General features: G+C 51.5%; 20 protein-coding genes. 2 read left to right on the forward strand and 18 right to left on the reverse strand.

The genetic code is table 11. The features are described 5' to 3' along the window. Positions 1 to 52: 52 nt before the first annotated feature. From H8K43_RS05630 to H8K43_RS05650, 5 genes are all read right to left on the reverse strand, one after another. Positions 53 to 895, reverse strand: coding sequence for an AraC family transcriptional regulator (locus H8K43_RS05630; protein ID WP_186902917.1), 843 nt, complete (start codon positions 893 to 895; stop codon positions 53 to 55). After that, positions 892 to 1,758, reverse strand: a complete 867-nt coding sequence (locus H8K43_RS05635) for a CPBP family intramembrane glutamic endopeptidase (RefSeq protein ID WP_186902918.1) — start codon at positions 1,756 to 1,758, stop codon at positions 892 to 894. The genes H8K43_RS05630 and H8K43_RS05635 overlap by 4 nt, the downstream gene beginning before the upstream one ends. 58 nt (positions 1,759 to 1,816) lie before the next feature. Beyond that, on the reverse strand, positions 1,817 to 2,488 hold the full coding sequence (locus H8K43_RS05640) for a Vat family streptogramin A O-acetyltransferase (protein ID WP_186902919.1): 672 nt from the start codon (positions 2,486 to 2,488) through the stop codon (positions 1,817 to 1,819). Between the two features lie 69 nt (positions 2,489 to 2,557). Then, positions 2,558 to 2,869, reverse strand: a complete 312-nt coding sequence (locus H8K43_RS05645) for a hypothetical protein (RefSeq protein ID WP_186902920.1) — start codon at positions 2,867 to 2,869, stop codon at positions 2,558 to 2,560. A gap of 286 nt (positions 2,870 to 3,155) precedes the next feature. Then, a complete protein-coding gene (locus H8K43_RS05650; protein ID WP_186902921.1) occupies positions 3,156 to 3,755 on the reverse strand; it encodes a phosphorylase family protein in 600 nt (199 codons plus the stop codon). Between the two features lie 233 nt (positions 3,756 to 3,988). Between H8K43_RS05650 and H8K43_RS05655 the strand changes: the two genes are divergently transcribed. Together H8K43_RS05655 and H8K43_RS05660 are read left to right on the forward strand one after the other, a co-directional pair. Then, entirely contained in the window at positions 3,989 to 5,155 is a 1,167-nt protein-coding gene (locus H8K43_RS05655) for a GGDEF domain-containing protein (protein ID WP_186902922.1), read from the forward strand. 351 nt (positions 5,156 to 5,506) lie between these two features. After that, positions 5,507 to 7,582: a S9 family peptidase gene (locus tag H8K43_RS05660; protein ID WP_186902923.1), complete on the forward strand. Its 2,076-nt coding sequence runs from the start codon at positions 5,507 to 5,509 to the stop codon at positions 7,580 to 7,582. Positions 7,583 to 7,698: 116 nt separating this feature from the next. On the opposite strand, the gene H8K43_RS05665 is transcribed toward H8K43_RS05660, so the two are convergent. The 13 genes from H8K43_RS05665 to rfbB form a co-directional block, all read right to left on the reverse strand. Then, complete coding sequence (locus tag H8K43_RS05665) at positions 7,699 to 10,188, reverse strand: adenosylcobalamin-dependent ribonucleoside-diphosphate reductase (protein ID WP_186902924.1); 2,490 nt, start codon at positions 10,186 to 10,188, stop codon at positions 7,699 to 7,701. Between the two features lie 377 nt (positions 10,189 to 10,565). Next, positions 10,566 to 11,849 carry a lipid IV(A) 3-deoxy-D-manno-octulosonic acid transferase gene (waaA, locus tag H8K43_RS05670; RefSeq protein WP_186902925.1) on the reverse strand — a complete coding sequence of 428 codons (1,284 nt, stop codon included), beginning with the start codon at positions 11,847 to 11,849 and terminating at the stop codon, positions 10,566 to 10,568. Positions 11,850 to 12,088: 239 nt separating this feature from the next. Further along, the gene (locus H8K43_RS05675) at positions 12,089 to 13,069 is read right to left on the reverse strand and encodes a glycosyltransferase family 2 protein (protein WP_186902926.1); all 981 of its coding nucleotides are present in this window, start codon (positions 13,067 to 13,069) and stop codon (positions 12,089 to 12,091) included. A gap of 13 nt (positions 13,070 to 13,082) precedes the next feature. Further along, on the reverse strand, positions 13,083 to 14,075 hold the full coding sequence (gene waaC / locus H8K43_RS05680) for a lipopolysaccharide heptosyltransferase I (RefSeq protein ID WP_329604481.1): 993 nt from the start codon (positions 14,073 to 14,075) through the stop codon (positions 13,083 to 13,085). Between the two features lie 102 nt (positions 14,076 to 14,177). Continuing rightward, positions 14,178 to 15,554: a phosphomannomutase/phosphoglucomutase gene (locus H8K43_RS05685; RefSeq protein ID WP_186902928.1), complete on the reverse strand. Its 1,377-nt coding sequence runs from the start codon at positions 15,552 to 15,554 to the stop codon at positions 14,178 to 14,180. 18 nt (positions 15,555 to 15,572) lie between these two features. Further along, positions 15,573 to 17,498, reverse strand: a complete 1,926-nt coding sequence (locus H8K43_RS05690) for a polysaccharide biosynthesis protein (RefSeq protein WP_186902929.1) — start codon at positions 17,496 to 17,498, stop codon at positions 15,573 to 15,575. 9 nt (positions 17,499 to 17,507) lie between these two features. Beyond that, positions 17,508 to 18,068 (reverse strand): sugar transferase, encoded by a 561-nt coding sequence (locus tag H8K43_RS05695; protein WP_186903036.1) that lies wholly within the window; start codon positions 18,066 to 18,068, stop codon positions 17,508 to 17,510. Between the two features lie 23 nt (positions 18,069 to 18,091). Then, entirely contained in the window at positions 18,092 to 19,051 is a 960-nt protein-coding gene (locus H8K43_RS05700; RefSeq protein ID WP_186902930.1) for a UDP-glucose 4-epimerase family protein, read from the reverse strand. Then, entirely contained in the window at positions 19,048 to 19,839 is a 792-nt protein-coding gene (locus H8K43_RS05705) for a glycosyltransferase family 2 protein (RefSeq protein WP_186902931.1), read from the reverse strand. Before H8K43_RS05705 ends, H8K43_RS05700 begins: the two co-directional genes overlap by 4 nt. An 84-nt stretch (positions 19,840 to 19,923) precedes the next feature. Beyond that, on the reverse strand, positions 19,924 to 20,859 hold the full coding sequence (rfbD, locus tag H8K43_RS05710; RefSeq protein ID WP_186902932.1) for a dTDP-4-dehydrorhamnose reductase: 936 nt from the start codon (positions 20,857 to 20,859) through the stop codon (positions 19,924 to 19,926). After that, complete coding sequence (gene rfbC, locus H8K43_RS05715; protein ID WP_408058485.1) at positions 20,856 to 21,401, reverse strand: dTDP-4-dehydrorhamnose 3,5-epimerase; 546 nt, start codon at positions 21,399 to 21,401, stop codon at positions 20,856 to 20,858. Before rfbC ends, rfbD begins: the two co-directional genes overlap by 4 nt. 2 nt (positions 21,402 to 21,403) lie before the next feature. Beyond that, on the reverse strand, positions 21,404 to 22,297 hold the full coding sequence (gene rfbA / locus H8K43_RS05720) for a glucose-1-phosphate thymidylyltransferase RfbA (protein WP_186902933.1): 894 nt from the start codon (positions 22,295 to 22,297) through the stop codon (positions 21,404 to 21,406). Positions 22,298 to 22,300: 3 nt separating this feature from the next. Beyond that, on the reverse strand, positions 22,301 to 23,362 hold the full coding sequence (gene rfbB, locus H8K43_RS05725; RefSeq protein WP_186902934.1) for a dTDP-glucose 4,6-dehydratase: 1,062 nt from the start codon (positions 23,360 to 23,362) through the stop codon (positions 22,301 to 22,303). Between the last annotated feature and the right edge of the window lie 172 nt (positions 23,363 to 23,534).

Here is a 23,534-nt window from a genome sequence, read left to right on the forward strand (position 1 = left end):
AACGCGGTTTTTTTATAGCCGCAGCCAGCGTTTGGACAGTGCCTGTGCTTATTTATACCGCGTAAAACAAATTTCTGAAGTCGTCAGGCGCAATCCGGTATAACCAGAAGCCAGTATCATCACTGGCGATCTGACGTAACAAATGTGCTGGTGAAAAGCCCGTCAGCTCAACAAATTCTTTGTGCATATGGGCCTGATCGTAATAGCCAAACTGCTGCGCAATCTGGGTCAGATCACCACGTTGCGTCGGATGGCTGAGCAGATGCAGCAAACAAAAGCCATAACGCGACAGCTTGCGCATATCGCGCAGATTCAGACCAAACGTATCCTGTACCCTGCGTTCTAGCTGCCGCTGGCCGATGTCAAAAAAACTGGCCAGTTCCAGCAGAGGTAAAAACATCTTCTGATGCGAACGCAAAAACCGTTCACCCAAACCTTTCCCATTTTTATAATCGAGTATCTCGGACAGGAACTTCTGAAACAAGGCTGCTTGCACAGCGATTTCTTCTTGTTGATCAATGCACTCAAGAAAACGCTGTACTGTTTGGGCATCAAACGCCAGTTCCATTTCCACACTGTTACCCGCCAGCGTTACCGGGGATAAGTTGCATGCCTGCGGCAGCATACCTGGCCGGAAGCAAACCGACATCGTGACTGTACCTGGCGCATACCGGGTATGGATAGGATTCATGAAGGGGCCGAGTATCAGAAAACGTGGCGATGGCTGATAAGTGTGATCCGGCATCCGTACCTGAGTCGCGCCGCGCAGCGTCAGCATAATCGACGGGCAGGGCGAAGCAGGAATATAACCATCGCAGTCATCGAGTTCGCTCACCAATACATGCATCAACAGATGCTGTAATTGTGGCAGAGGGGGGAAAGTCTGGTATTTCATGTTGCCAGTTTCGGATAGCTGAAGCAAACGAAATGGATGAGGTTCAGCGTAGCGTGGGTCAGTATCGCCATTTCGATGCGGCCGTTACGCTGATATATCCATCCATAGCCCAGACCAGCTGTCGTGGCAAGTATCATATAGACCAAACCACCACCAAGATGGACCAGCCCGAATAAGATTGCTACGATCACGATACTGATCGCTGGCGGATACTGTGCAGGTAGTAGCTGTGACAGTTTTTGCTGAAGAAAACCACGGAAAAAGGCCTCCTCAGCAACGCAGGTAAAGACTAAGTTCACGGCCAGAAAAACTGCAATATCGGTATTCCACTTGAGGTCCCAGCGTATCAGCTGCAGCATGCAAGCCAGCGTCAGTACGGTCGTTATGGTCAGGATGGCGGGCCGCAGGCTATGCCTGACATCAGCAAGGAACTGCTTCACATCGGCTGCGCGTGGGCTCAGGTAAGACAGCAGTAAGAACCCTGCATAGCCTTTATCAAAATTCGCATACAAGGTAAAAGGCATGCTGTCTGGCGCATAGCGTACGGCTGAAATCAACTTTAGATTGTGGAAGCCAGGCAGTAAATGACTCGCCATTCCCAGCACCAGCAGTGTGCTGCCCAGGCCGCTGGCTATGCGCCAGGTGGCTGACAGCTGTGGTTTCGCACATACATGGATGAAAAACCAGCATAGCAGGCAAATCAACAAGCCTGGCCAGCTCAGCAAACCACTACTGACTGCGGCAGCCAGGCTGCATGTGGCCACGATGTGGGCGGGTTGCCAGCGCCAAGACGCTTGCTGTGGCAGCCAGCACAGCGCGATAGCGCAAAACAGCAGCAGGTAGGGGATGTAGAGCAGATTCATAAATTTCCGGATCGGGGTCACTTCCGGGTATGCCGGTAGTGTTGGATGGAAAGCCTGGTTAGTCAGTCACGGAGTTGAACAGTCCGGGTGTGCTGACAAGTTCTTGTAATTGCTGGGGGCTACCTGCACTGATGACAGACAAGTGTCGTGTGATCGTTTCTATCGGCCAGTTCCACCAGGCGAGCTGTTCCAGGATATCGATTTGTTCTTGTGGAAAGCGCTGGCGGATTATTTTTGCAGGATTGCCACCAACTATGCTGTATGCGGGTACATCCTGCACCACCACCGAGCGGCTGGAAATTATCGCTCCATTGCCAATACGGACGCCGGGCATAATCAGACTGTCATAGCCTATCCAGACATCATTGCCGATGACCGTGTCGCCCTTATACGGCAGCCCGGCAAGCTGCAAGGGTGCTGATTCCCAGCCATTGCCAAAGATCGCAAATGGATAGGTGGACACGCCTCCCATAGGGTGATTGGCGCCATTCATGATGAACTTGACGCCACGGGCAATGGCACAAAATTTGCCGATAATCAGCTTATCGCCGATGAAAGGAAAATGGTAAAGCACATTACGTTCAAAGTCGCGCGCATGTTCCGGGTCATCGTAATAACTGTACTCGCCAACTTCGATGTTGGGATTGCTGGTGGTATTGCGGATAAAACAGACTTGTGGGAAACCAGGCAGCGGATGCGCCTGATTTGGGTCGGGGCCAAATTTATGCATATCTTATTTTTATTTATATCCACTCCGGACAGCCGTTGTGAATTTTGTATTTAAGCAGTACCAGCGCAATCAGCTTAGCAAGGATCGCGTGGATAAACCCAGAAAATGTCCGATGAGTAAGATAATAACAAAGGGCACCATGCCATAAAAAGCGGACAGTAAATAGCGCCAGAATATCCAGATTTTTTCTGAAATAAGTGCTTCCATCATCCAGATACAGCCGCCATACACCAGAACAAGCGTCAGCAGAAAAAACATGAACAGAAAATGATCAGGACGGAAGGGGGCCGTTATCGCGAAAATGCTGCACCAGATGATCCAGGCGGGAACTGCTACCAGTATCAGACGCTGAAATGCTTCCAGAAATGCCAATGTGCGCATGGTCAGACTCACTTATGTCAGGGACTACTATGGTAATACACATTATAGCCAACACATACAGCTGCCTGTTATCCGGGATGCGCACATGACAGCACTGGCTGTGTGGTGTTGATGCCAGTAAAGATATCAAGCCAGATTGGCTGTGATTTTGCCATGCTATTGCCTTGGAATACACCCCATATTATCTGCTGGCGAAATAAACATCACAGACAGACGATGTATCAGGCGGCTTAAGCAATCTCTGTCCAGCCTTGTTGTACAAACAGGTAAGTCCGCTTAAAGCAAATTAACTTTTTTGTTGAATATGATCAATTAAACTGTGCAATCCACGCGTCATTGCGGCTACCGATGTTTGCATATCCCATTGATCGTCGCCGACTTTAACAATATTTGAGATTGCGCGCAATTCCAGAAATGCCTGTTGTTCCTTTTGGCAGACATGAAAAAAGGCAGCACCTTCCATATTTTCCAAATCGGCGTCGGCGATATCAATGAAGTCTGCCATTGCTGCATTCACAGAAATGCTACGTGCCTGACGCATAGGGAAATCTGGCGGAAGGTGAGGGCAGTGTAAGACATGGCGGCGCTCAAACTCCATATCGATGGGCAGCTGTGCCATATGTACAAAACCATGTGGTGTAAAAAAACCGAGGTCAGCTTCCACTTCGCTGTGAATCAGGGTGACTTCGCCCAGCGCAAAATCCCGGCCGGGAAACACGCCTGCGATACCCGCCAGTATCAGCATGTCTGGCCTGTCCTGATGAATGGCTTTGAGTGTGGCATAAGCAGTTGCTGTCAGTCCTACGCCGGAAATGCAGGTTTTGACTTCATCTCTGTGGAACAGGCTGGCTTCGGTTGCTGTGGGGAAAAGAACTTGAATTTTCATACTGGGTTCGCGTTGGAATAGATGCTCATACAGGGGACAAAGTGGGTTTACGGAGCGCAGCATACCCTAAACTATTGATGCTGACTTGCAACACACATACTACACTGTGAACACAATAATCTGGTTCAGGCCTTGTCCAGTCAGGCTGCTAATGGCTATGATGACCTCAATGTGCGTGTTAGATGTTCCTTGTCCTGAGCAAAAAATTATTTACTACGATAGGAAAGCAGGGCATGCAAACCATCCGTGATCTGGGGGTTACACCAGAAGATCAGGCCAGAATTGATATAGAGCCGGACGTACAGAGTTATGTCTGGCGCCGCTCGACCACAGATTTGTACATCCGCTCCAAACCCGGCCCGGTTTTTTATCTGCTGGCATGCGCGATCAGTTTCTGGCTGGCGGGTTATATTCAACAATCCTGGTGGGTGATGCTTGCGCCAACAATAGCATTTGGCGTGCTCGGATATTTACGCATCGCACACAAACCACCGGAAGCACATGCCGCGCAACAAGTCTTTGAACGCTGGAAACAGGTGCACTGGACTTACATTCATATCGGCTCCGTTTTGTGGAGCGTGATTGCAGTCACGATAGGCTGGCTGGAGAGAGAGCCGAATCAGGCCGTGATCGTTTCTGTGATTACCACGATAACGTTTAGCACAGCAGCCAGCCATGCATTTGCCATGCACCCCCTGCATGCGCGTATTTGCGTGATGGAATTGATTTTACCTTCCATACTCTTGTATATTTTTGGCACCAAAAATTTACAGGCGACCGGCATCACACTGTGTATTTTCTTTGGCTATTTGTTGCTCAATGTCAGAACAACGATACGCGAATACCAGAAACAGATTGATGTAGAAGTCATGCTGATACGCAGCCGTGCAGAGATATCCAGTTTGTCTATGACGGATGCACTGACCGGTTTGCCTAACCGTCGTAAATATGAGCAGGCCTGGCAGAGCATATGGTATATGGCTGCACGCAAGCAAGAAGTACTGGGTTTGATCGTGGTTGATCTGGATCACTTCAAACATATTAATGATGAGTTTGGTCATCTCGCCGGTGATACTTGTCTGCAGCATTTTGCAGAGATATTGAAGCGCCATGTGCGCAGGGATAGTGATATAGCAGCACGTATAGGCGGTGAGGAGTTTGTGATTATTATGCCAACTTGTGGTAAGGTGCAATTGATACAAGTTGCTGAGAATTTGCGTGCGGATTTGCAAAAAACACCTTGCCAGCTCGGTGCTGTACAAATCGTCTTCACTGCCAGTATGGGAACCGGTGTCGTTGATTGGAAAAACGATGACAGTCCAGACCTGACGTTTGAACGCATCGATAAAGCTTGTTATCAGGCCAAAGCCAGTGGACGTAACCGCGTAGTTGCTGTATGAGCTGTTTCTATGCCTGGCGATGCAAAACGGCCTGAATGTATCTGATGGCGATGTTTCAGGCCTGCACTGGCTTGACTAAATTCAGTTCTTATCCGGATAGGGCAACGTAAATCTGGAAATTTCCCTTATTTTCCATTGCGTACAGCGAAATTTTTCATGCTTGGTAGAATGCTGCGCGTAATGCACCTGCATCTGGCCCCAGCCTGTTCCTACACTTTTGCCCACTCAGTGCGGCCCCCGGTCTGCGTGCATTTTTCGGATTTGTGCATATGAAGGCCTGTATGCAGATGCATAGTCCAATTTCTTCATTACAAGACAACCGCTCAGTGGCGGTCTATCACAGGAGTACACATGAAGTTTCGTTTGAGTGCCTTGCTGGCGCTGGCATTTGCCGGTGCTGCACAGGCTGAGATGCGTGGTTTGCAAATTGAAGATCTGGTCAAAATGGAGCGCGTTGGCGCTCCTGTGATTGCGCCGGATGGTAAGAAAATGCTGTACACCCTGCGTCAGACCGACCTCGAAAAAAATCGCGGCAGCACTAACCTCTGGCTGCAAGATCTGAGTCAGCCACGTCAGCCAGCGCAAAATCTGACTACTCAGGGCGCGACTGATCCGGTCTGGTCGGCCAAAGGTGACGCAATCTATTTTCTGTCGGCCCGCTCCGGCTCATCCCAAATCTGGAAATTGCCTTTGCAAGGTGGTGAGGCTCAGCGTGTCACTGATTTACCTTTGGATGTCGATAACTTCCGGCTCTCACCTCAGGGCGACAAGCTCTTGTTCAGCATGGCGGTATTCCGCGATTGTCCTGATCTGGCCTGCACTCAGAAAAAACTGGCAGACAAAGCCGCAAATAAAGCGACCGGACGTATCTACGACCGCCTGTTTGTGCGTCACTGGGATACCTGGGCTGATGGTCGCCGCTCCGTTTTATTCACTGCCCAGCTCGACAGCAAAGGTATCGTGCAGGGCGCACCGGTGGCTCTGAGCGCAGCGCTGGATGGTGACGTTCCATCTAAACCGGATGGTGATCAGGAGGAATATCAATTCACACCGGACGGCAAAAGCGCCGTATTTGCGATTCGTATCGCCGGAAAAACCGAGGCCTGGTCGACTAATTTCGACCTGTATCAGGTTGCGCTTGATGGTAAGCAGGCTGCGAAAAATCTGACTGCTGACAATCCAGCCTGGGATACCCGCCCGAAATTTTCGCCCGACGGTAAAACCATGGCCTATGTGGCGATGCGTCGTCCCGGCTTTGAAGCAGACCGTTTTCAGTTAGTGCTGATGGATGTCGCCACTGGCAAGAAGCGTGAGCTGGCGGCGAACTGGGATCGCTCAGCTGCTGACTTCCGTTGGGCACCCGATGGACAGTCCTTACTGGTTGTGGCCGACGATCTGGGACAGCACAGATTATTCCGTATCGACGTGAACAGCGGCAAGGTCAAGCCCTTGACTGGCCTGGGCGCTGTCAATTCCTGGGATGTGCATGGCGATCAGTTACTGGTGAATTTTGGCAGCCTCAATGGCGATGGTCAGATTTATCGTTTGTCGCTGAAACAGGCGGATAACACCGATGTGAGTAAGGCTGAGCAACTGACATTTGCGAATCGTGAGCTGATGCAAAATGTGCGTCTTGGCAGTTATGAACAATTCAGCTTTGCCGGTGCAAACGGCGATCAGGTTTATGGCTATGTGATGAAGCCTTGGAATGCGCAGCCAGGCGTCAAGTATCCGGTTGCTTTCCTGGTGCATGGTGGTCCGCAAGGCAGCTTTGGCAATAAATGGGGCTATCGCTGGAATCCGCAGATTTATGCTGGTGCCGGGTATGCTGCGGTATTCATCGATTTCCACGGCTCTACCGGTTATGGTCAGAAATTTACGGACTCCATCAGTGGCGACTGGGGTGGCAAGCCGTTGGAGGATTTGAAAAAAGGGCTGGCTGCCGCAGCAAACAAATATCCATGGCTGGATACCAACCGCGCTTGTGCATTGGGTGCGTCGTATGGTGGATATATGATGAACTGGATCGCCGGTAACTGGTCAGATGGCTTCCGTTGCATCGTCAATCATGACGGCGTATTTGATACCCGTGGCATGGCCTATGCGACCGATGAAATCTGGTTCACAGAATGGGAAAACGGCGGTGCTTACTATGATGTGCCGGAAAAGCATGAGCAGTTTAACCCGGCACGTTTTGTGAAAAACTGGAAGACACCGATGCTGGTGGTACAGGGCGAACTGGATTTCCGTATTCCGACTGAGCAGGCCCTGGGCAGCTTCACCGCCTTACAGCGCCGTGGCATAGAGAGTAAATTGCTGATTTATCCGGATGAAAATCACTGGGTCACCAAACCGGCTAACTCAGTGTTGTGGCATCACACCGTACTGGACTGGCTGGGTCAGCATGTAGGACCTGAAAAGAAGTAAGTATATCAGCCAGGCTGGTACGACTGCAGTTGGCATGCAGATAAAAAACGGACACTGTCAGGTGTCCGTTTTTTTTATCAACGCAGTCTCAGACTGCATAAGCTGCTAAGCCGTGATTAACCACAGGCGCCGACATAGCCACAAGAAACACAACGGCTGCAGCCATCGATTTTTTGTAAGGCATGCGCGCCGCATTCCGGGCATTTTTTCCCGGTTGGAATATAGCTGATCGGCGCGGTTTCAGCCTCGTAGGCCAGATCATCCAGACCGTATTGCTGCAGACGTGCTTTGAATTTTTCTGCCAGCACGTGGACTGGAATCTGGTTTCCGGAAGCATCCAGATAACCGCGTTTCATCAATATTCTTTGCAAAGAGTAGCCGATCGCGGCTACTTCTGATTCATGGAACAGCGGCGCCTGACTGCCATCATCCTTGGTGAGCATGCCGCAGCGTACCGTGCCTTTATCCCACACTACTTCGCGCATATCGGCCAGCGCTTTGGCAATGGAGCCACCGGAGCGGGCAGCCATCGATAACAGACGCATACTGGCAGAGATCCATTGCTGGCCATCGTTTTTCTGACCGGCGGGCATAAAGAATTCAAACGGACGTTCTATCGTCACCAGTTCACCACCCACCATGCCTTGCACATGAATAAAACTCACGGTCAGGTAGACAGTTTTCTTGCCTTCATAAGTCATGTACTGCACCTTGGAGGTTACGGATTCCAGATCACCAAATGGACGGCCTTCGAATTGCTTACGCAATAAATCTTCATCCGCTACAGCTTTGATTTCAGGTTTGACTTCCGGTGTGCCGACTGACAGTACACTGCCAAGGATATTGTTTGGCCGGTAGGTTGCGAGTCCTTTTAAACCTGCCTTCCAGGCATCCATGTACAGATTCTGGAAGTCCGCATATGGATAATCGGCCGGTACATTGACGGTTTTAGAAATCGCAGAATCGATATAGGGTTGCACCACCTGCAGCATCTTCATGTGGTCGCTGGCAGACATATTGAGCGCAGTCACAAACTGAGGTGGCAATTTGCTGTCGTCCGTTACATCATGGCCCATCGCGCGATACAGACGCCAGGCGTGATCAGCCACTTCATACACCCGTGGATCACCGCTGGCCATACGCTTTTTACGGTTATAGACCCAGGAGAAAGCGGGTTCTATACCATTCGATGCATTGTCCGCGAAGGCCAGTGTGATGGTGCCGGTCGGTGCGATGGACAGTAAATGGGAATTGCGTAAACCGTGCTTTTTTATCGCTTTGCGTACCGCTTCAGGCAGGCGTTGCGCGAATTTACCAGCCAGATATTGCTTGGCATCGAACAAGGGAAACGCGCCTTTTTCTTTAGCCAGTTCAGCCGAAGCCAGATAGGCGGTATCGCGCATTGCTTCCGATACCTGACGTGCAAATTCACGGCCTTGTTCCGAGTCATAGCGTATGCCCAGCATCACCAGCGTGCTGCCTATGCCGAGGAAGCCCAGTCCGACGCGGCGCTTGGACATGGCTTCTGCCTGTTGCTGTGCCAGTGGCCAGGCGGTCGCATTGAGTACGTTATCAAGCATGCGGGTGGCTACGCTGACCACAGACTGGAAAGCTTCAAAGTCAAAGCTGGATTCAGTACTGAATGGCTGGCGCACGAAGCGGGTCAGATTGACCGAGCCCAGACAGCAGCAGCCGTAATCCGGTAAAGGCTGTTCTGCACACGGATTGGTCGCTTCAATTTTTTCGCAGTAGTACAGATTGTTTTCTGCATTCATGCGTGACAGGAACAGAATGCCCGGCTCAGCATGATCATAGGTCGACTGCATCACGATATCCCACAGCTCACGGGCGCGTACCGTTTCATAAACCCATAAGCCATCTGCACGCTGATAGGCTCCCGCTGCTTTGCGATCTTCACTGGGTTCTGCTTTGTGTACCAGGCTGAAGTCAGTATCCTGTTCGACCGCTTGCATGAACTCATCGGTGACACCGATAGAGATATTGAAGTTGGTCAGCCCACCCTGATCTTTAGAGCGGATAAATTCCAGAATATCGGGATGATCGCCACGCAGCACACCCATTTGTGCGCCACGCCGTGCGCCGGCGGATTCAACGGTGGAACAGGAGGCATTAAACACCTGCATGAAAGAGACCGGACCGGACGCGCGCGAACGGGTGCCGCGTACCAGTGCATCTTTAGGACGTATGCTGGAAAAATCATATCCGACACCGCCACCGCGTCGCATGGTTTCAGCCGCATCGGCCAGGGCCGCGTAAATGCCAGGCTTACCATCGGTAGGATTCGAAACGGAATCCCCAACCGGTTGTACAAAGCAATTGATCAGGGTCGCGTGCAGATCCATGCCTGCCGCAGAGTTAATTCGTCCGGCGGGTACAAAGCCATTTTTCTGAGCCCATAGAAACTGCTCTTCGTAGTAGGCGCGGCTATCCTGCTGCTCTACGCTGGCCAGTGCCTTAGCCACGCGTGTTTGTACGTCATGTATGCTGGCTTCATCGCCTTTAGCATATTTTTCAAGTAAGACATCGAGCGAGATTTCTTGCGGTGCCATGGCTGTGATTCCCAGGATGTTGTCGTTGGCATTCATATCAATAGTTCATTTCTCTTCGGGTTGATGCGGAAGGCAATAGGACGAAGGCAGTCAGCGAACCTTCTCAGTTTGGCCTGGACTTGCCGGAGTGCTATTGCCTCATTCTATTTGATAGGGGGCTGCTGGTGCGCAGTGCTGCTTACCGCTGCATCAGCATCAATCTGTCATTCAATACTATAGCGCCAGTTGCGCAGTTTTGCGCGGCTGGGCTCAAGGCAGAACCGTGTCTGACTGTGGCATGTACTTTGTCAGTCCGGCTTGAGGGGGCGCAAGCCGAGGGGGAATCTCTTGTCTTGCTTAAGGTTTGCAACTGCGAAGGGAAGCCGGACTTCGCATAGTAGCTCCGCGTCACCACAGAGCTGGGACATGCAGGTTCAGCTCTGTTTCAGCCAGGCTTGCAGCAGTTGTAGTGTGCGTGCAGTTGCACCCTGATGTTGCAGGAAAAAGGCATGTGCTTGCTGGCCCATCTGCTGGCGTTTGAGCGGATTGCCGAGCAGGGTGAGGGCGAGACTCAGCATGCTGCGCGCACCATCGGTACGCAATGCGGCCTGAGCAGCAATGGCCTGATCGGTGATTTCTGAAAAATTGAAGGTATGGCTGCCAGTTAATACCGGCTTGCCCATGGCACAGGCTTCGATCAGATTATGACCACCCAAGGGAACCAGGCTGCCACCGACAAAGGCGACATCGCAGGCCGCATAATACATATACATTTCCCCCATACTGTCGCCCAGCAAAACCTGTATATCTGATGGGACTGTAGGCGCGGCGTGCTCAAGCGCAGAGCGCCGCATATAGCGCACACCGCGCTGCTCCAGCAATTGGGCGACCTGGTCAAAACGTTGTGGGTGGCGCGGGGTGATGATCAGTAATGGTTTTTCCTGCAACAGCGGGAACTGTTCCTGAAATGCTTCCAGTATCAACTCTTCTTCACCATCGCGGGTGCTGGCACACAGAATCACCTGACGCTTGCCAAACTGCTCACGCAGCGCACGGCCGCGTGCTTCCATATCTGCCGGTGGGGTGACATCAAACTTCATATTTCCAGTGACGACTGACTGATGTACACCCAGTTGCATCAGGCGGTCAGCATCCGGTGTTGATTGGGCTGCAACGGCATTAATTGCATGTGCTGCAGGCAGTATCAGCTGTTGCATACGCAGGGCTTTACGCAGCGATTTTTCTGACAGGCGCGCATTCACCAGCGCGACCGGAATCGCGGCCAGCTGACATTGTGCGATCAGATTGGGCCAGACCTCAGTCTCCATCAGGATACAGATTTCGGGGCTGAAATGACGCAGGAAGCGCGCCATCATCCAATTGATATCGTAGGGCAGAAAAGCTTGCTGCAGCCGCGCACCAACATCAGCAAATAACAGCGCGCCGGTTTCGCGACCGGTGGCTGTCATGTGGGTCAGCAGTATCCGGTGTTGCGGATACTGTTGCAGCAGTGCACGTATCAATGGTTCGGCCGCCCTGGTTTCGCCTGCAGACACCGCATGCACCCAGATCAGACGGCCGGCAGTGAAGTCCGGGTAGAATCCCAGTCGTTCCGGGATATGGCGGCGATAGCCAGGCTCCTGACGCCCGCGCCACCATAGCCGCAGCAGCGCAAAGGGCAGTGACAATCCCCAGATCAAAGAATAAAAAAGACGCATTCTGTTAGTTTTTCCTGAAATTCAACAGCACGATACCACCGGGTCCTGCCTTTACGCTAATTTCCAAGCGGTTTAGACTCAGGTACCAAGCCAGTTGGGCGCGAAAGTGCATAGCATATTGCCTCAGAGCGCACATCGTTGCAGCCAGAATCATGCCAGCGTATCAGCGATGTATAGCATCCTGCCTGGCAGAGCTGGGCGATACCGGCATTTTTAAGAAGCAGGACTATACCCTAAGTTCAGCCACGGCTAAACTTCTTATTCAGCAATTTCCAGATGTGAGTCAGGGAGGCGCGGCGCTGCGATTGTATGAGCCGGCGTTTTTTCCAGGCTTGGGGGATACCGGTAAAGGCATCGCGCTTGGCGCGCCAGATTACCTGCCCCTGGCCCTGACGTATAAAGTAAGCGATCGTGATCAGGTTCAGGGCTAAATGCAGTGGCAGGCATAACCAGAACAGCAAACCCGGCATATTTTTGATAAAGGTCCAGACCAGATTTCTGTGTCCATAATAGACAGAAAAATCACTGCGTTTTCCTGTCAGGGCAGAACCTACGTGTTTCGCAACAGATGTGGGAACATACAGGCAGCGATAGCCAGCTAACTGATAGCGAAAGCCCAGGTCTATATCTTCCACGTAGCAAAAGTAATCTTCATCAAAGCCACCCAGTGCATCAAACACATCGCGTCGATACAAGCCAGCCGCAGCGCAGGTTGAAAAAATTTCTTTACTGACCAGATGTCCTTGCTGCACAGGCTGACCATGTGCCTCACGCCATACCAGGCCGCTCAGGTGATAGGCATCACCGGTTCCATCCAGCAGAGTGCCGCTGTTCGCATCCATTAAACGACTGCCAAAAATCGCAAATTCTGGATTTCGGATCGCCGCATCGAGCAAGCTTTCCAGCCATTCAGGCTCAGGGAAAGCATCAGGATTAAGTAATGCAATCCAGCTACTGTCAGATGCCGCCTGGCGTACCGCCAGATTATTACCCGCTGCAAAACCCAGATTACTGCCGGCATGGATCACGCGTATGTGCGGGAAGGCTTGTTCTACTGCCAGCCCTGAGCCATCGCTGCTGGCATTGTCGACTACGATGATTTCATTTGGGAGCACAGTCTGTTGCTGCAGTTCTGCGATACAGCGCTGCAGTAAGTCTCCGCCGTTCCAGTTGACGATGACTACACTGACTTTAGGATAATTTTTTATTGTGCTGGACATAGGTAAGTCTGCTCTAGCCTAATGCTGAGATGTTAGGTCGAAATTGCTGTACCGCCTGAATGACAACATCCACGGTTGGCGGCTCGCCATTATCGCCAAGATTGATAATACGCTCCGACCAGTTACCTTCAGTTTTCCACTTCGGTGAAGCACAGTACAGTTCTATGGTCGGTGTCTCATAAGCGGCGGCAATGTGGGTCAGACCGGTGTCGACACCTATCGCCAGCGTGGCGGAATAGGCGAGCAGGGTCGCTTCCTGCATAGACAGTGCAGGGAGTACGCTGGCATTTGGCATGGCTGCTGCCATCGCTTCTGCTTCGGCTTTTTCTTCTGCATTCCCCCACGGTAGCAGCACCGGCAATGCAAGTGTCTGCAGGTAGTCAGCGACGGCTATCCAGTTGGATCTTCCCCATTTTTTTGCAGCACCGGCAGTGCCATGGAAAAAAACCACAAAGGGATGTGCCGGCATCCAGGCCGCATCACAAATGGGTGGCTGTATACCAAACACAGCCGGTCGGTCGACGGTATAGCCTGCAGCAGCCGCTGCGACCAGGCGGCCGCGTAATACGGCATGGGTATAGGGATCAACGGCTACGCTCTGGTCGTGGAAGATTCGGGATATGCCTTCATAGCCCGAGCCCACAGTACCATTCGCGAGTCCGGCTTTTTTCCCGTTCTGGCTGGTTTGAGCCCAGCCCATCAGCAAACCGGTTTTGAGCAGGCCCTGGGTATCGAGGATCAGATCATACTGTTCTTCACGCAAGGCACGCAGAAACTGCCGCATTTCAGCGCGGTTTTGGGAAGACAGCAGTTTCTTTCTCCAGCGCCGTAATGCAAACGGGATGATGCGCCTTACTCCCGGGTGCAGACGCACCAGATTTACGTAGGCTTCTTCTACCACCCAGTCGATGCTCGCATTCGGAAAATGCTGCAGTAAATCGCTGACGACCGGCATATTGTGCAGGACATCCCCGAGGGAGGAAACACGGATGATGAGGATTTTCACTGAATACGAAAGAAAAAGTCTGTGGCGGAAAAAAGGGTGAGTCCCAGGACAAGCATGCATCCTGTGCTCAGGATGTCAGCTTGTCCTCTGTATAGCGGATACTCAGAATGGCATCTGTGCGTCAGGTTTGACGGCTAACACGGCTGCTTTGAGCGCAGCTTGTATGCGTTGCAGAGCCTCTGGATTTTCTGCTTCAAAGCGCATCACGATCACCGGGGTGGTGTTGGATGAGCGAGCCAGGCCAAATCCATCCGGGTATTCGACACGCAGGCCGTCGATGGTGATGACTTCATCTGCGCCCGGGAAATTGGCATTCGCCTGCATGGCAGCGATGATGCTGAAATTCTCGCCTTCATTGAGCTTCAACTGGAGTTCCGGCGTCGATGGCGATTGTGGCAAATTATTCAGGGTAGCAGTCATATCTTTCACGCGGCTGATGATTTCCAGTAAACGCGCACCGGCGTACAAGCCATCGTCAAAGCCATACCAGCGGTCTTTAAAGAAAATGTGACCACTCATTTCGCCGCCCAGCGGCGAGCCGGTTTCGCGTAATTTCGCTTTGACCAGAGAGTGACCGGTTTTCCACATCAGCGGTACGCCACCGCGCGCTTTGACCCATGCCGAAATATGGCGGGTGCATTTCACGTCATACAGGATTTGCGCGCCAGGGTTACGTGTCAGTACATCTTCAGCAAATAACATGAGCTGACGATCCGGATAAATAATCTGGCCATCTTTGGTCACGACACCTAAGCGGTCGCCATCGCCATCAAAGGCCAGGCCAATTTCTGCATCCGTGGTTTGCAGGCAGTGAATCAGGTCTTGCAGATTTTCCGGATGGGCCGGATCAGGATGGTGATTCGGGAAAGTGCCATCCACTTCGCAGAACAGCTCGATGACTTCGCAACCCATGCCACGATACAGATCTGCCGCAAACGCACCGGCCACGCCATTGCCGCAATCCACTGCAATTTTTAAAGGGCGGGCGAGCTTGACGTCGCTCAGTATGCGTTCCAGGTAAGTGGCTTTGATATCATGCGTACGATATTGACCCTGTCCACTCACGAAATCCTTGTTCAGGATGCGCTGATACAAAGCCTGAATCGCATCGCCATAAATCGCTTCGCCAGCCAGTACCATTTTGAAGCCATTGTAGTCCGGCGGGTTATGGCTGCCTGTTACCATGATGCCGGAAGTCGCACCCAGCACATTGGTGCCAAAGTAGACCATAGGTGTGACGACTACACCCAGATCGATGACGTCCACTCCCGTCGCTTGTAAGCCTTTAGCCAGCGCTGCGATCAGGTCTGGCCCAGACAGTCGGCCATCGCGGCCTATCACCACGGTTTTTTCGCCTTTAGCGATGGCCGCAGAACCAAAAGACTGACCGATCAGATAAGCCACATCGGCATCCAATGTTTTGCCAATGATGCCACGAATATCATACGCCTTGAAAATGCTGGCTGAAAGTAGGGACATGATGAATTACCTGTTTGATTAATGGAGGGTTGATGTGTGGTTCGTCGGTTTGCGTGATCTGGCTTGCCACAGCAAGTCCTCGATCCCGCATTGCGGCTGATATTCTGCCACCGTCTTGAGCAGTAAAGCACGTAATTGTGGAATGTCGAATTGTTCGCAGGCCTGTTCTATCGCTGCCAGGCTGGCTTCCAGCGCAGACCAGGGGAGTTCGTTTTCACGTGCGCGCATGATCAGCGGATGCGTGGTGCCTTCAACATTGTCACCTATTAGCAATTCTTCATAGAGTTTTTCGCCCGGACGTAAGCCTACGTGCTGAATCTCTATCTGGCCATCTGGTGTTTCTTCGCATTTCACTTCGAGACCACTCAGATGTACCATGCGCCGCGCCAGATCAATGATGCGGACCGGATCGCCCATATCGAGCACAAAGACATCACCACCTTCGCCCATGGCACCGGCCTGCAACACCAGTTGGGCTGCTTCCGGTATGGTCATGAAATAGCGTGTGATTTCGGGGTGGGTGAGTGTGATCGGCCCACCAGCCTGAATTTGTTTTTTGAAGAGGGGAACGACAGAGCCGGATGAGCCCAGCACATTACCAAACCGCACCATGCAAAAACGCGTCGCTGACTGGCGTCTGGCACAGGCTTGTAAAACCAGCTCAGCCATGCGCTTGGTCGCTCCCATAATATTGGTCGGACGTACCGCCTTGTCAGTGGAAATCAGGACAAACTGGCTGACACCGGCACGCATGGCGGCACTGGCCACACTCAGGGTACCAAATACATTATTACGTATGCCTTCTATAGGATTATGTTCGACCAGTGGCACATGTTTATAAGCGGCTGCATGATAGACAGTATCAATCTGCAGGGTAGTAAAAATATTATCCAGCTTCTTGCTATCTAAGACAGAACCCAGAAAAGGCAGTATGCGCAGCGCAATCTGCTCCTGCCTGGCGAGCTCTGATAATTCCTGCTCGATCGCATACAAAGCGTATTCCGACATATCGAGCAGGATCAGACTGGCCGGACGCTGGCGCAGGATTTGACGACACAGTTCTGAACCGATAGAACCACCCGCCCCGGTAACCATTACCTGCTTATCACGAATACATACGCTCAGCAATTGTGGATCCGGTGCGACTTGATCCCGGCCCAGCAAATCATCGATTTCCACATCCCTGACATCCTGCACTCTTAGCTCTCCGTTCACCAGGCTGGTGAGCGATGGTGTCATACGTATCTTGAGTTTAAAGGGTTCCAGCTGATCCAGAATTTGTTTGTGCCTGGCCTTGGAAATCGAAGGCATGGCCAGTAAAATTTGTTCTGCACCAAAACGTTCTGCGATTTTAGGAATATCTTGTGGCCCGTAGACTTTAATGCCAGCGATGGTTGCACCCTGACGGTTAGGATTATCATCGACAAAGGCAACACACAGATAATCGCCGCCTGAGCGCATGACAGACGCCAGTTGCGCGCCGGCTTTACCGGCACCATAGATGCAGACTGGCACCGTATTTTCGTTAATATCGGTACGTACCAGCCAGGCACGTGCAATAAAGCGGCTGGCGCATAAGTAAAAAATGGAGCCCGCCCAAAAAAAGCCAAATACCGCACGCGAAATCGGCAAAATGTGCAACATCAGGCTGATAAACGTCAGTAGCAGCACCGAAACTGTGGCACCGAACACCACTACGCCCAGAATTTTCTGATCAATGTATCTGACGATAGCGCGGTACAAACCAGTGCGTATGAAAATCGGCACGCTGACAAAGGGGATGGCAACGATCAGCCAAAAATAATGCTGAAATAAGGCCTGACTAAAGGTCTCGTAGCGTAACCAGATCGCGCAGATAAAGGCCAGCGGCAGGCAAACCGCATCCGTGGCGATGGCGAGTAACTGCTTTTTCCTGCGTGGCAGCTGTATCAGTAAATTCAGCATCGCCCGTCCTTAGTGCGTGATACCGTCACGACGTATCACTTTGAGAAAGGTCAGCAGCAATATACGCAGGTCAAATCCAAGTGACTGATGCTGCAGATAGTAGCTGTCGAGTGCGACCTTTTGTGGAATCGGTATTTCATCGCGTCCGTTAATCTGGGCCCAGCCGGTCAGACCTGGCGGAATGGTGTGTACGCCAGCTTTTGTACGCAAAGCGATCAGATCATCTTGATTGTAGAGTGCAGGACGGGGACCGACAAAGCTCATATCGCCCATGAGTATGCTCCACAACTGAGGCAGCTCATCCAGGCTGGATTTGCGTAAAAAAGAACCGATCGGCGTCAGGTATTGTTCAGGATTGCTCAGCAGATGGGTGGCGACCGCTGGTGTATCGATGCGCATGCTGCGGAATTTGGGCATTTTGAAAATCTGATTATGTTTGCCGACCCGGTCTGACCAGTACACAATGGGTCCGCGCGAGCTCAGTTTGACGCAGAGTGCAGTCAGCAATATTGGGATCAATAATGCGATGCTGGCGCACAAGGCCAGTCCCAGATCGAATATGCGTTTCAAGATACTATACATACTTATTTATATCAATTCCGTGATGATTCATGCTCTGCGGTGTATTGCAGGCCTTGTGCGACTGTAAAAGGCGGCTCCCAGCCTAATTGGCGTCTGGCTTTGCCTATATCTACCTGCAGTGACTCACATAAGCGGTCAGCAACCGCACGTCTGCCCAGTATGCGCGCTAACAGACTGAGCCAGCCGGGCGGAAATGCAAATAATCTGGGTTTGACCTGCAAAGCCTGCGCGCAGGCCTTCAATAAGGCTGGTGTGGATAAATCCTCGTTATCTGACACCTGAAACACTGCATTCTTTGCTTGCGGATGATACAGGCAATGCGTCAGAAAGTGCGTCAGATTGCCGATATAAAGCAGACTGCGCTGATTGCTGATACTGGCCAGTGGCAAAGGGATGCCACGTCTGACTGCCTGCATCATGCTACGGAAATTGGCTTTGACACCAGGACCGTAAATCAAAGGCGGGCGCACGATAGTGATGGCCATGCTGGTTTTTTTTCCGATTGCAAGCAAAGCCCGTTCTGCTTCATATTTCGATAAACCATAAGGGTCATGCGTTGCCGCGATATCTTTTTCCGATAAAGGATGACCTGGCAGGCTTTTTTCGCCATTCACCTTGACCGAACTCAGATAAATAAAATGTTTGACTCCCGCCGCTGCGGCCTGCCTGGCCAGATTGACGCTGGCATCGACATTCAATGCGCGGAACAGGCTGAGCGGATCACCGGCCGTTTCATGCATCACATGCACCCTGGCTGCACAATGGATGACGGCACCGGCCTGATGCAGATGGTCTGTCCAGTCGGTTTGTGCGTCCATACCCGGGATCACCGGGTTTTGCATATTGGTATGCTGAGTATTCAGTGGCTGGCGCGTGGGGCAGACCAGGTGATAGCCCAGCTCAAGCATGTGCGCAGTCAGCGCCTGGCCGACAAAACCGCTGGCGCCGGTGATGAGTACGGGTTGGTTCATAGGGACTTCAAAGTATGTAGGCGACGCGGATAAACACAATATTTACGGAAAATAAAGCGTATGAAGCTGGTCAAAAACCATCTTGCATGCGGTGATGCCAGGCTGCGGTTTCTGTGTGCACCAAAATGTACCGCATGCAGATCCGGATAATAGCGCACACCATGTCCTGTCCGCAGATAAGAGCGATAGCACAAGTCCACATCTTCAAAATACATGAAGTAATCGTCGTCGAAACCGCCCAGTTGTTCGAAATGCGCGGCCCGCATCGCCAGAAAAGCACCTGAACACCAGTCAATTTCACAGCTCTCTGGCAACTTGCTTTTGTCATAGACACTGGTCAGTGAGCGCACCAGCGGTACACGGAGCGGCGATAGCAGATCAGGAAAGATGCGGATATTTCCATCTGCAATCGTTCCGGCATGGTCTTTATATAAATTCAGCGTGGCGCTGAGAGCGTGGTCATTTTGCATACGCTGTTCAAGCTCTGCTATGCGTTCCGGTGTAATGGCAATATCCGGATTCATGATCACGAACAGGTCATCCGCTGCGTAGTCTGCGCTTTGCCGGACTAACTGAAACAAAAAATTATTATTTGCACCAAAGCCCAGACCAGGACTGGCGTCCGTGTAATGGACACCCGCTTGCTCGCAATAGTGACGTAAGCTGGCGGATGGGCGGTTATCTTTTACCCATATCTGCATTTGTTCACCGGCCTGCGCTAAGCCACCCAGCTGGCTGGAGATCAGCAATTCTTCGTGGCCGTGGCTGACTATAGCGATATGTATCATGATAAAAGTGTCGTTCTGAAGATAGGCAGGTGGTGAGTTGGCTTACGCAGGCGGCTCTTGCAATGACAGCCGTCTGCGTAAAAATCAGCTTGCAGCCAAAGGGTGTTGTTGATCCAGGCACTCCGCCAGTGCGCTTTGCCAGTCCGGTATCGAAACTGAGAAAGTTTGCTGAATTTTCTGAGTATCCAAACGGGAGTTCACAGGTCTTTTCGCGGGCGTCGGGTAGTCGGAGGCGGGTATGCCTTCCAGTGTGGGTGCCGCTTTGTTGAGTAGTCCACGCAATCCTGCCTGTTCTACAATCGCTGTAGTGAAACCGAACCAGCTGGTGTAGCCGGTGTTGGTCAGATTGTATAAACCTTGGAATTGCTGCCACCAAGCCGCTTGATCCGGCGCCGCCGCCAGTTGACGCACAATTTGCTGCGTTACTTGTGCAATGCTCAAGGCAGAAGTTGGCGCGCCAAACTGATCGTTGACGATGCGTAAGTGATCGCGCTCATTGGCCAGCTTCAACATAGTCAGCAAGAAGTTTTTACCATGCAGTGAGTAGACCCAGCTGGTACGGAAAATCAAATGCTGGCACTGGCTGTCCTGAATCGCCTGTTCACCTTCGTATTTGGTTTTACCATACTGATTCACCGGGTTGCAGGCATAGCTTTCCGTATATGCCGGCAGCTCAGTCTGGGGTTGATCTGTGCCCAGACTGCCATCGAACACATAGTCCGTCGAGTAATGAATCAGGCCTATCTGCAAGCGTGCAGCCGCGCGCGCCATTGCCTGCGGTGCTAATACATTAACTTTATATGCGGTATCGGTATCCGTTTCCGCTTTATCAACGGCGGTATACGCCGCAGGATTGATCATCAGATCAGGGCGGATTTGAACTATCGCACTTTCGATCGCGTCTGGCTGGCTCAAGTCCAGCATCTCCCGGTCTGCGGCGATGATTTCATGTTCAGCTCCCAGCAGACGCTGCAGCGCAGCGCCGAGCTGACCACTGACACCGGTCAGTAAAATCCTCATGCAAAAACCTCAGCTTCAGCCAGGGTTTTCGCGAGCTGATCTTTGCCGGATAAGACTGGTGCCTCGCTGATTGGCCAGGTGATGCCTATGGCAGGATCATTCCAGGCCAGGCTGCGTTCAAATTCAGGCGCCCAGTAATCGGTCGTTTTGTACAAAAATTCAGCCTTTTCACTGAGCACCACGAAGCCATGCGCAAAGCCAGGCGGTATCCATAACTGACGCTGATTTTCTGCAGACAAACGCACGCCGGCCCATTGTCCGAAGCGTGGCGAGCTTTTTCTGATATCGACAGCAACGTCGAACACTTCACCTGATACGACGCGTACCAGCTTACCCTGCGCTTGCTGGATTTGATAATGCAAGCCACGCAAAATATTTTTTGCTGACAGCGAATGGTTGTCCTGTACAAACTCAGTCTGCACACCGGTCAGTTCAGCAAATTTTTTGGCATTAAAGCTTTCAAAGAAAAAGCCACGCTCGTCGCCAAATACCTTGGGTTCGATAATCAGTACTTCGGGTAAGTTAGTTGCAACAACTTTCATCTTCAGCCGACCTTTTTCTCTAATAATTGCAATAAATAGCGGCCATATTCATTCTTCTTCAGAGGCTGTGCCAGTTTTTCCAGTTGCGCGGCATTGATGTAATTGCGACGGAACGCGATTTCTTCCGGGCAGGCAATTTTCAAGCCCTGGCGTTTTTCTATGGTTGCAATGAACTGGCTTGCATCGAGTAAAGACTCATGGGTGCCGGTATCCAGCCAGGCCATGCCACGTCCCATCAGCTCCACATTCAGCTCACCTTGTTTCAGATAAGTATTATTGACGTCTGTTATTTCCAGTTCACCACGTGCAGACGGTTTGATCGCGGCTGCGATATCCACCACTTGCTGATCATAGAAATACAGGCCGGTGACGGCATAATTCGATTTCGGTTTCAGCGGCTTTTCTTCTATGCTGATGGCCTGGCGATTGGTATCAAAATCAACCACGCCATAGCGTTCCGGATCGTGCACATGATAAGCAAATACAGTGGCGCCACTGCCACGTGCATCGGCATTGCGTAATTGCGGCTCAAAGTCATGACCGTAATAGATATTGTCGCCAAGGATTAAGGCCGACGGCGAGTTACCGATGAATTCCTTGCCGATGATGAAGGCTTGTGCCAAGCCATCTGGTGAGGGTTGTACTGCATATTGCAGGTTGATACCCCATTGCGAACCGTCACCGAGTAATTCGCTGAAGCGTGGCGTGTCCTGAGGAGTGGAAATGATCAGGATATCGCGTATGCCCGCTAACATTAAAGAAGTCAGCGGATAATAAATCATGGGTTTGTCGTAGACTGGCAGCAATTGCTTGGAAATTGCCTGCGTCACAGGATACAGGCGCGTGCCTGAGCCGCCTGCCAGGATGATTCCTTTGCGTTGTGTAGCTTGTACCATTGCTTATTCCTTGTTGCTGTATTGCAAATCAACCCATTTCATGTAATCGCCCGACTGTACATCGCTGACCCAAGCATCATTCTCCAGATACCATTGCACAGTTTTGCGTAAGCCAGTCTCAAAAGTCTCAGCAGGTTTCCAGCCCAATTCACGTTCAATTTTGCGCGCATCGATCGCATAACGGCGGTCATGCCCCGGGCGGTCTTTGACGTGGCGGATCTGATCGCGGTAACTGCCCGCTGCTTTTGGCTGTAACTCATCCAGTAAGTCGCAGATGGTATGTACCACGCTCAGATTGGTCTGTTCATTCCAGCCACCGACGTTATAGGTTTCACCCGGACGTCCTGCTTCCAGCACGCGGCGAATAGCAGTGCAATGATCAGTTACAAATAACCAGTCACGCACTTGCTGCCCATCGCCATACACAGGCAAGTCTTTACCTGCGCGCGCGTTGGTAATAATCAGAGGGATCAGTTTTTCCGGGAAATGATAGGCACCGTAATTGTTAGAACAATTTGTGGTCAGTACCGGCATGCCATAGGTGTGATGGTAGGCGCGAACTAAGTGATCAGAGGCCGCTTTTGATGCAGAGTAAGGACTGTTTGGTGCATAAGCGGTTGTTTCTGTGAACGGAGGATCTTCTGCCGACAAAGTGCCATAAACCTCATCAGTGGACACATGCAGGAAACGGAAGTCAGCTTTTGCTTCGCCTTCCAGACCATTCCAGTAAGCACGTGCCGCCTCCAGCAGGCTGAAAGTACCGTTCACATTGGTGGTGACGAAAGCGGCCGGGCCATGGATGGAGCGGTCTACATGACTTTCCGCCGCAAAATGCAGGATGGCGCGTGGTTTATGCTCGGCAAACAAAGCATGAAGCAGCCCGGTGTCACAGATATCGCCTTGCACGAAGATATGCCTGGGGTTATTGCGTACAGCGGCCAGATTATTCAGGTTGCCTGCATAAGTCAGTTTGTCAAAATTGAGCACCGCCTCATCATGCTGCGCCAGCCAGCTTAAGACAAAATTGGAACCGATGAAACCAGCGCCGCCAGTTACGAATATCATTCACCACTCCTAGAAATGCGGTATTTAAAATATAAAGCGGCGATTTTACTGGAAAATTCGTCAAAATCAGCACTATGTTATATTTGTTGCAATTTTAAATTAACGCTGATTTTGCGCGCAAATAGAAATCAGGCTGAGACTTACGCAGGTCCACGCTTTGGCGAGGCATTTT

It is taken from the genome of Cognatundibacterium curvum, from assembly GCF_014284235.1.
Lineage (GTDB): Bacteria > Pseudomonadota > Gammaproteobacteria > Burkholderiales > Burkholderiaceae_D > Undibacterium > Undibacterium curvum.

Bases quoted from the DNA above. Each gene is read 5' to 3' on its own strand.
- rfbC (WP_408058485.1), bottom strand. From the start codon at position 21,401: ATGAAAGTTGTTGCAACTAACTTACCCGAAGTACTGATTATCGAACCC.
- rfbD (WP_186902932.1), bottom strand. From the start codon at position 20,859: ATGAGGATTTTACTGACCGGTGTCAGTGGTCAGCTCGGCGCTGCGCTG.
- H8K43_RS05660 (WP_186902923.1), top strand. From the start codon at position 5,507: ATGAAGTTTCGTTTGAGTGCCTTGCTGGCGCTGGCATTTGCCGGTGCT.
- H8K43_RS05675 (WP_186902926.1), bottom strand. From the start codon at position 13,069: ATGTCCAGCACAATAAAAAATTATCCTAAAGTCAGTGTAGTCATCGTC.
- H8K43_RS05700 (WP_186902930.1), bottom strand. From the start codon at position 19,051: ATGAACCAACCCGTACTCATCACCGGCGCCAGCGGTTTTGTCGGCCAG.
- rfbB (WP_186902934.1), bottom strand. From the start codon at position 23,362: ATGATATTCGTAACTGGCGGCGCTGGTTTCATCGGTTCCAATTTTGTC.
- H8K43_RS05705 (WP_186902931.1), bottom strand. From the start codon at position 19,839: ATGATACATATCGCTATAGTCAGCCACGGCCACGAAGAATTGCTGATC.
- H8K43_RS05655 (WP_186902922.1), top strand. From the start codon at position 3,989: ATGCAAACCATCCGTGATCTGGGGGTTACACCAGAAGATCAGGCCAGA.
- H8K43_RS05645 (WP_186902920.1), bottom strand. From the start codon at position 2,869: ATGCGCACATTGGCATTTCTGGAAGCATTTCAGCGTCTGATACTGGTA.
- H8K43_RS05685 (WP_186902928.1), bottom strand. From the start codon at position 15,554: ATGTCCCTACTTTCAGCCAGCATTTTCAAGGCGTATGATATTCGTGGC.
- H8K43_RS05690 (WP_186902929.1), bottom strand. From the start codon at position 17,498: ATGCTGAATTTACTGATACAGCTGCCACGCAGGAAAAAGCAGTTACTC.
- H8K43_RS05650 (WP_186902921.1), bottom strand. From the start codon at position 3,755: ATGAAAATTCAAGTTCTTTTCCCCACAGCAACCGAAGCCAGCCTGTTC.
- H8K43_RS05630 (WP_186902917.1), bottom strand. From the start codon at position 895: ATGAAATACCAGACTTTCCCCCCTCTGCCACAATTACAGCATCTGTTG.
- H8K43_RS05635 (WP_186902918.1), bottom strand. From the start codon at position 1,758: ATGAATCTGCTCTACATCCCCTACCTGCTGCTGTTTTGCGCTATCGCG.
- H8K43_RS05665 (WP_186902924.1), bottom strand. From the start codon at position 10,188: ATGAATGCCAACGACAACATCCTGGGAATCACAGCCATGGCACCGCAA.
- H8K43_RS05640 (WP_186902919.1), bottom strand. From the start codon at position 2,488: ATGCATAAATTTGGCCCCGACCCAAATCAGGCGCATCCGCTGCCTGGT.
- rfbA (WP_186902933.1), bottom strand. From the start codon at position 22,297: ATGGTACAAGCTACACAACGCAAAGGAATCATCCTGGCAGGCGGCTCA.
- waaA (WP_186902925.1), bottom strand. From the start codon at position 11,849: ATGCGTCTTTTTTATTCTTTGATCTGGGGATTGTCACTGCCCTTTGCG.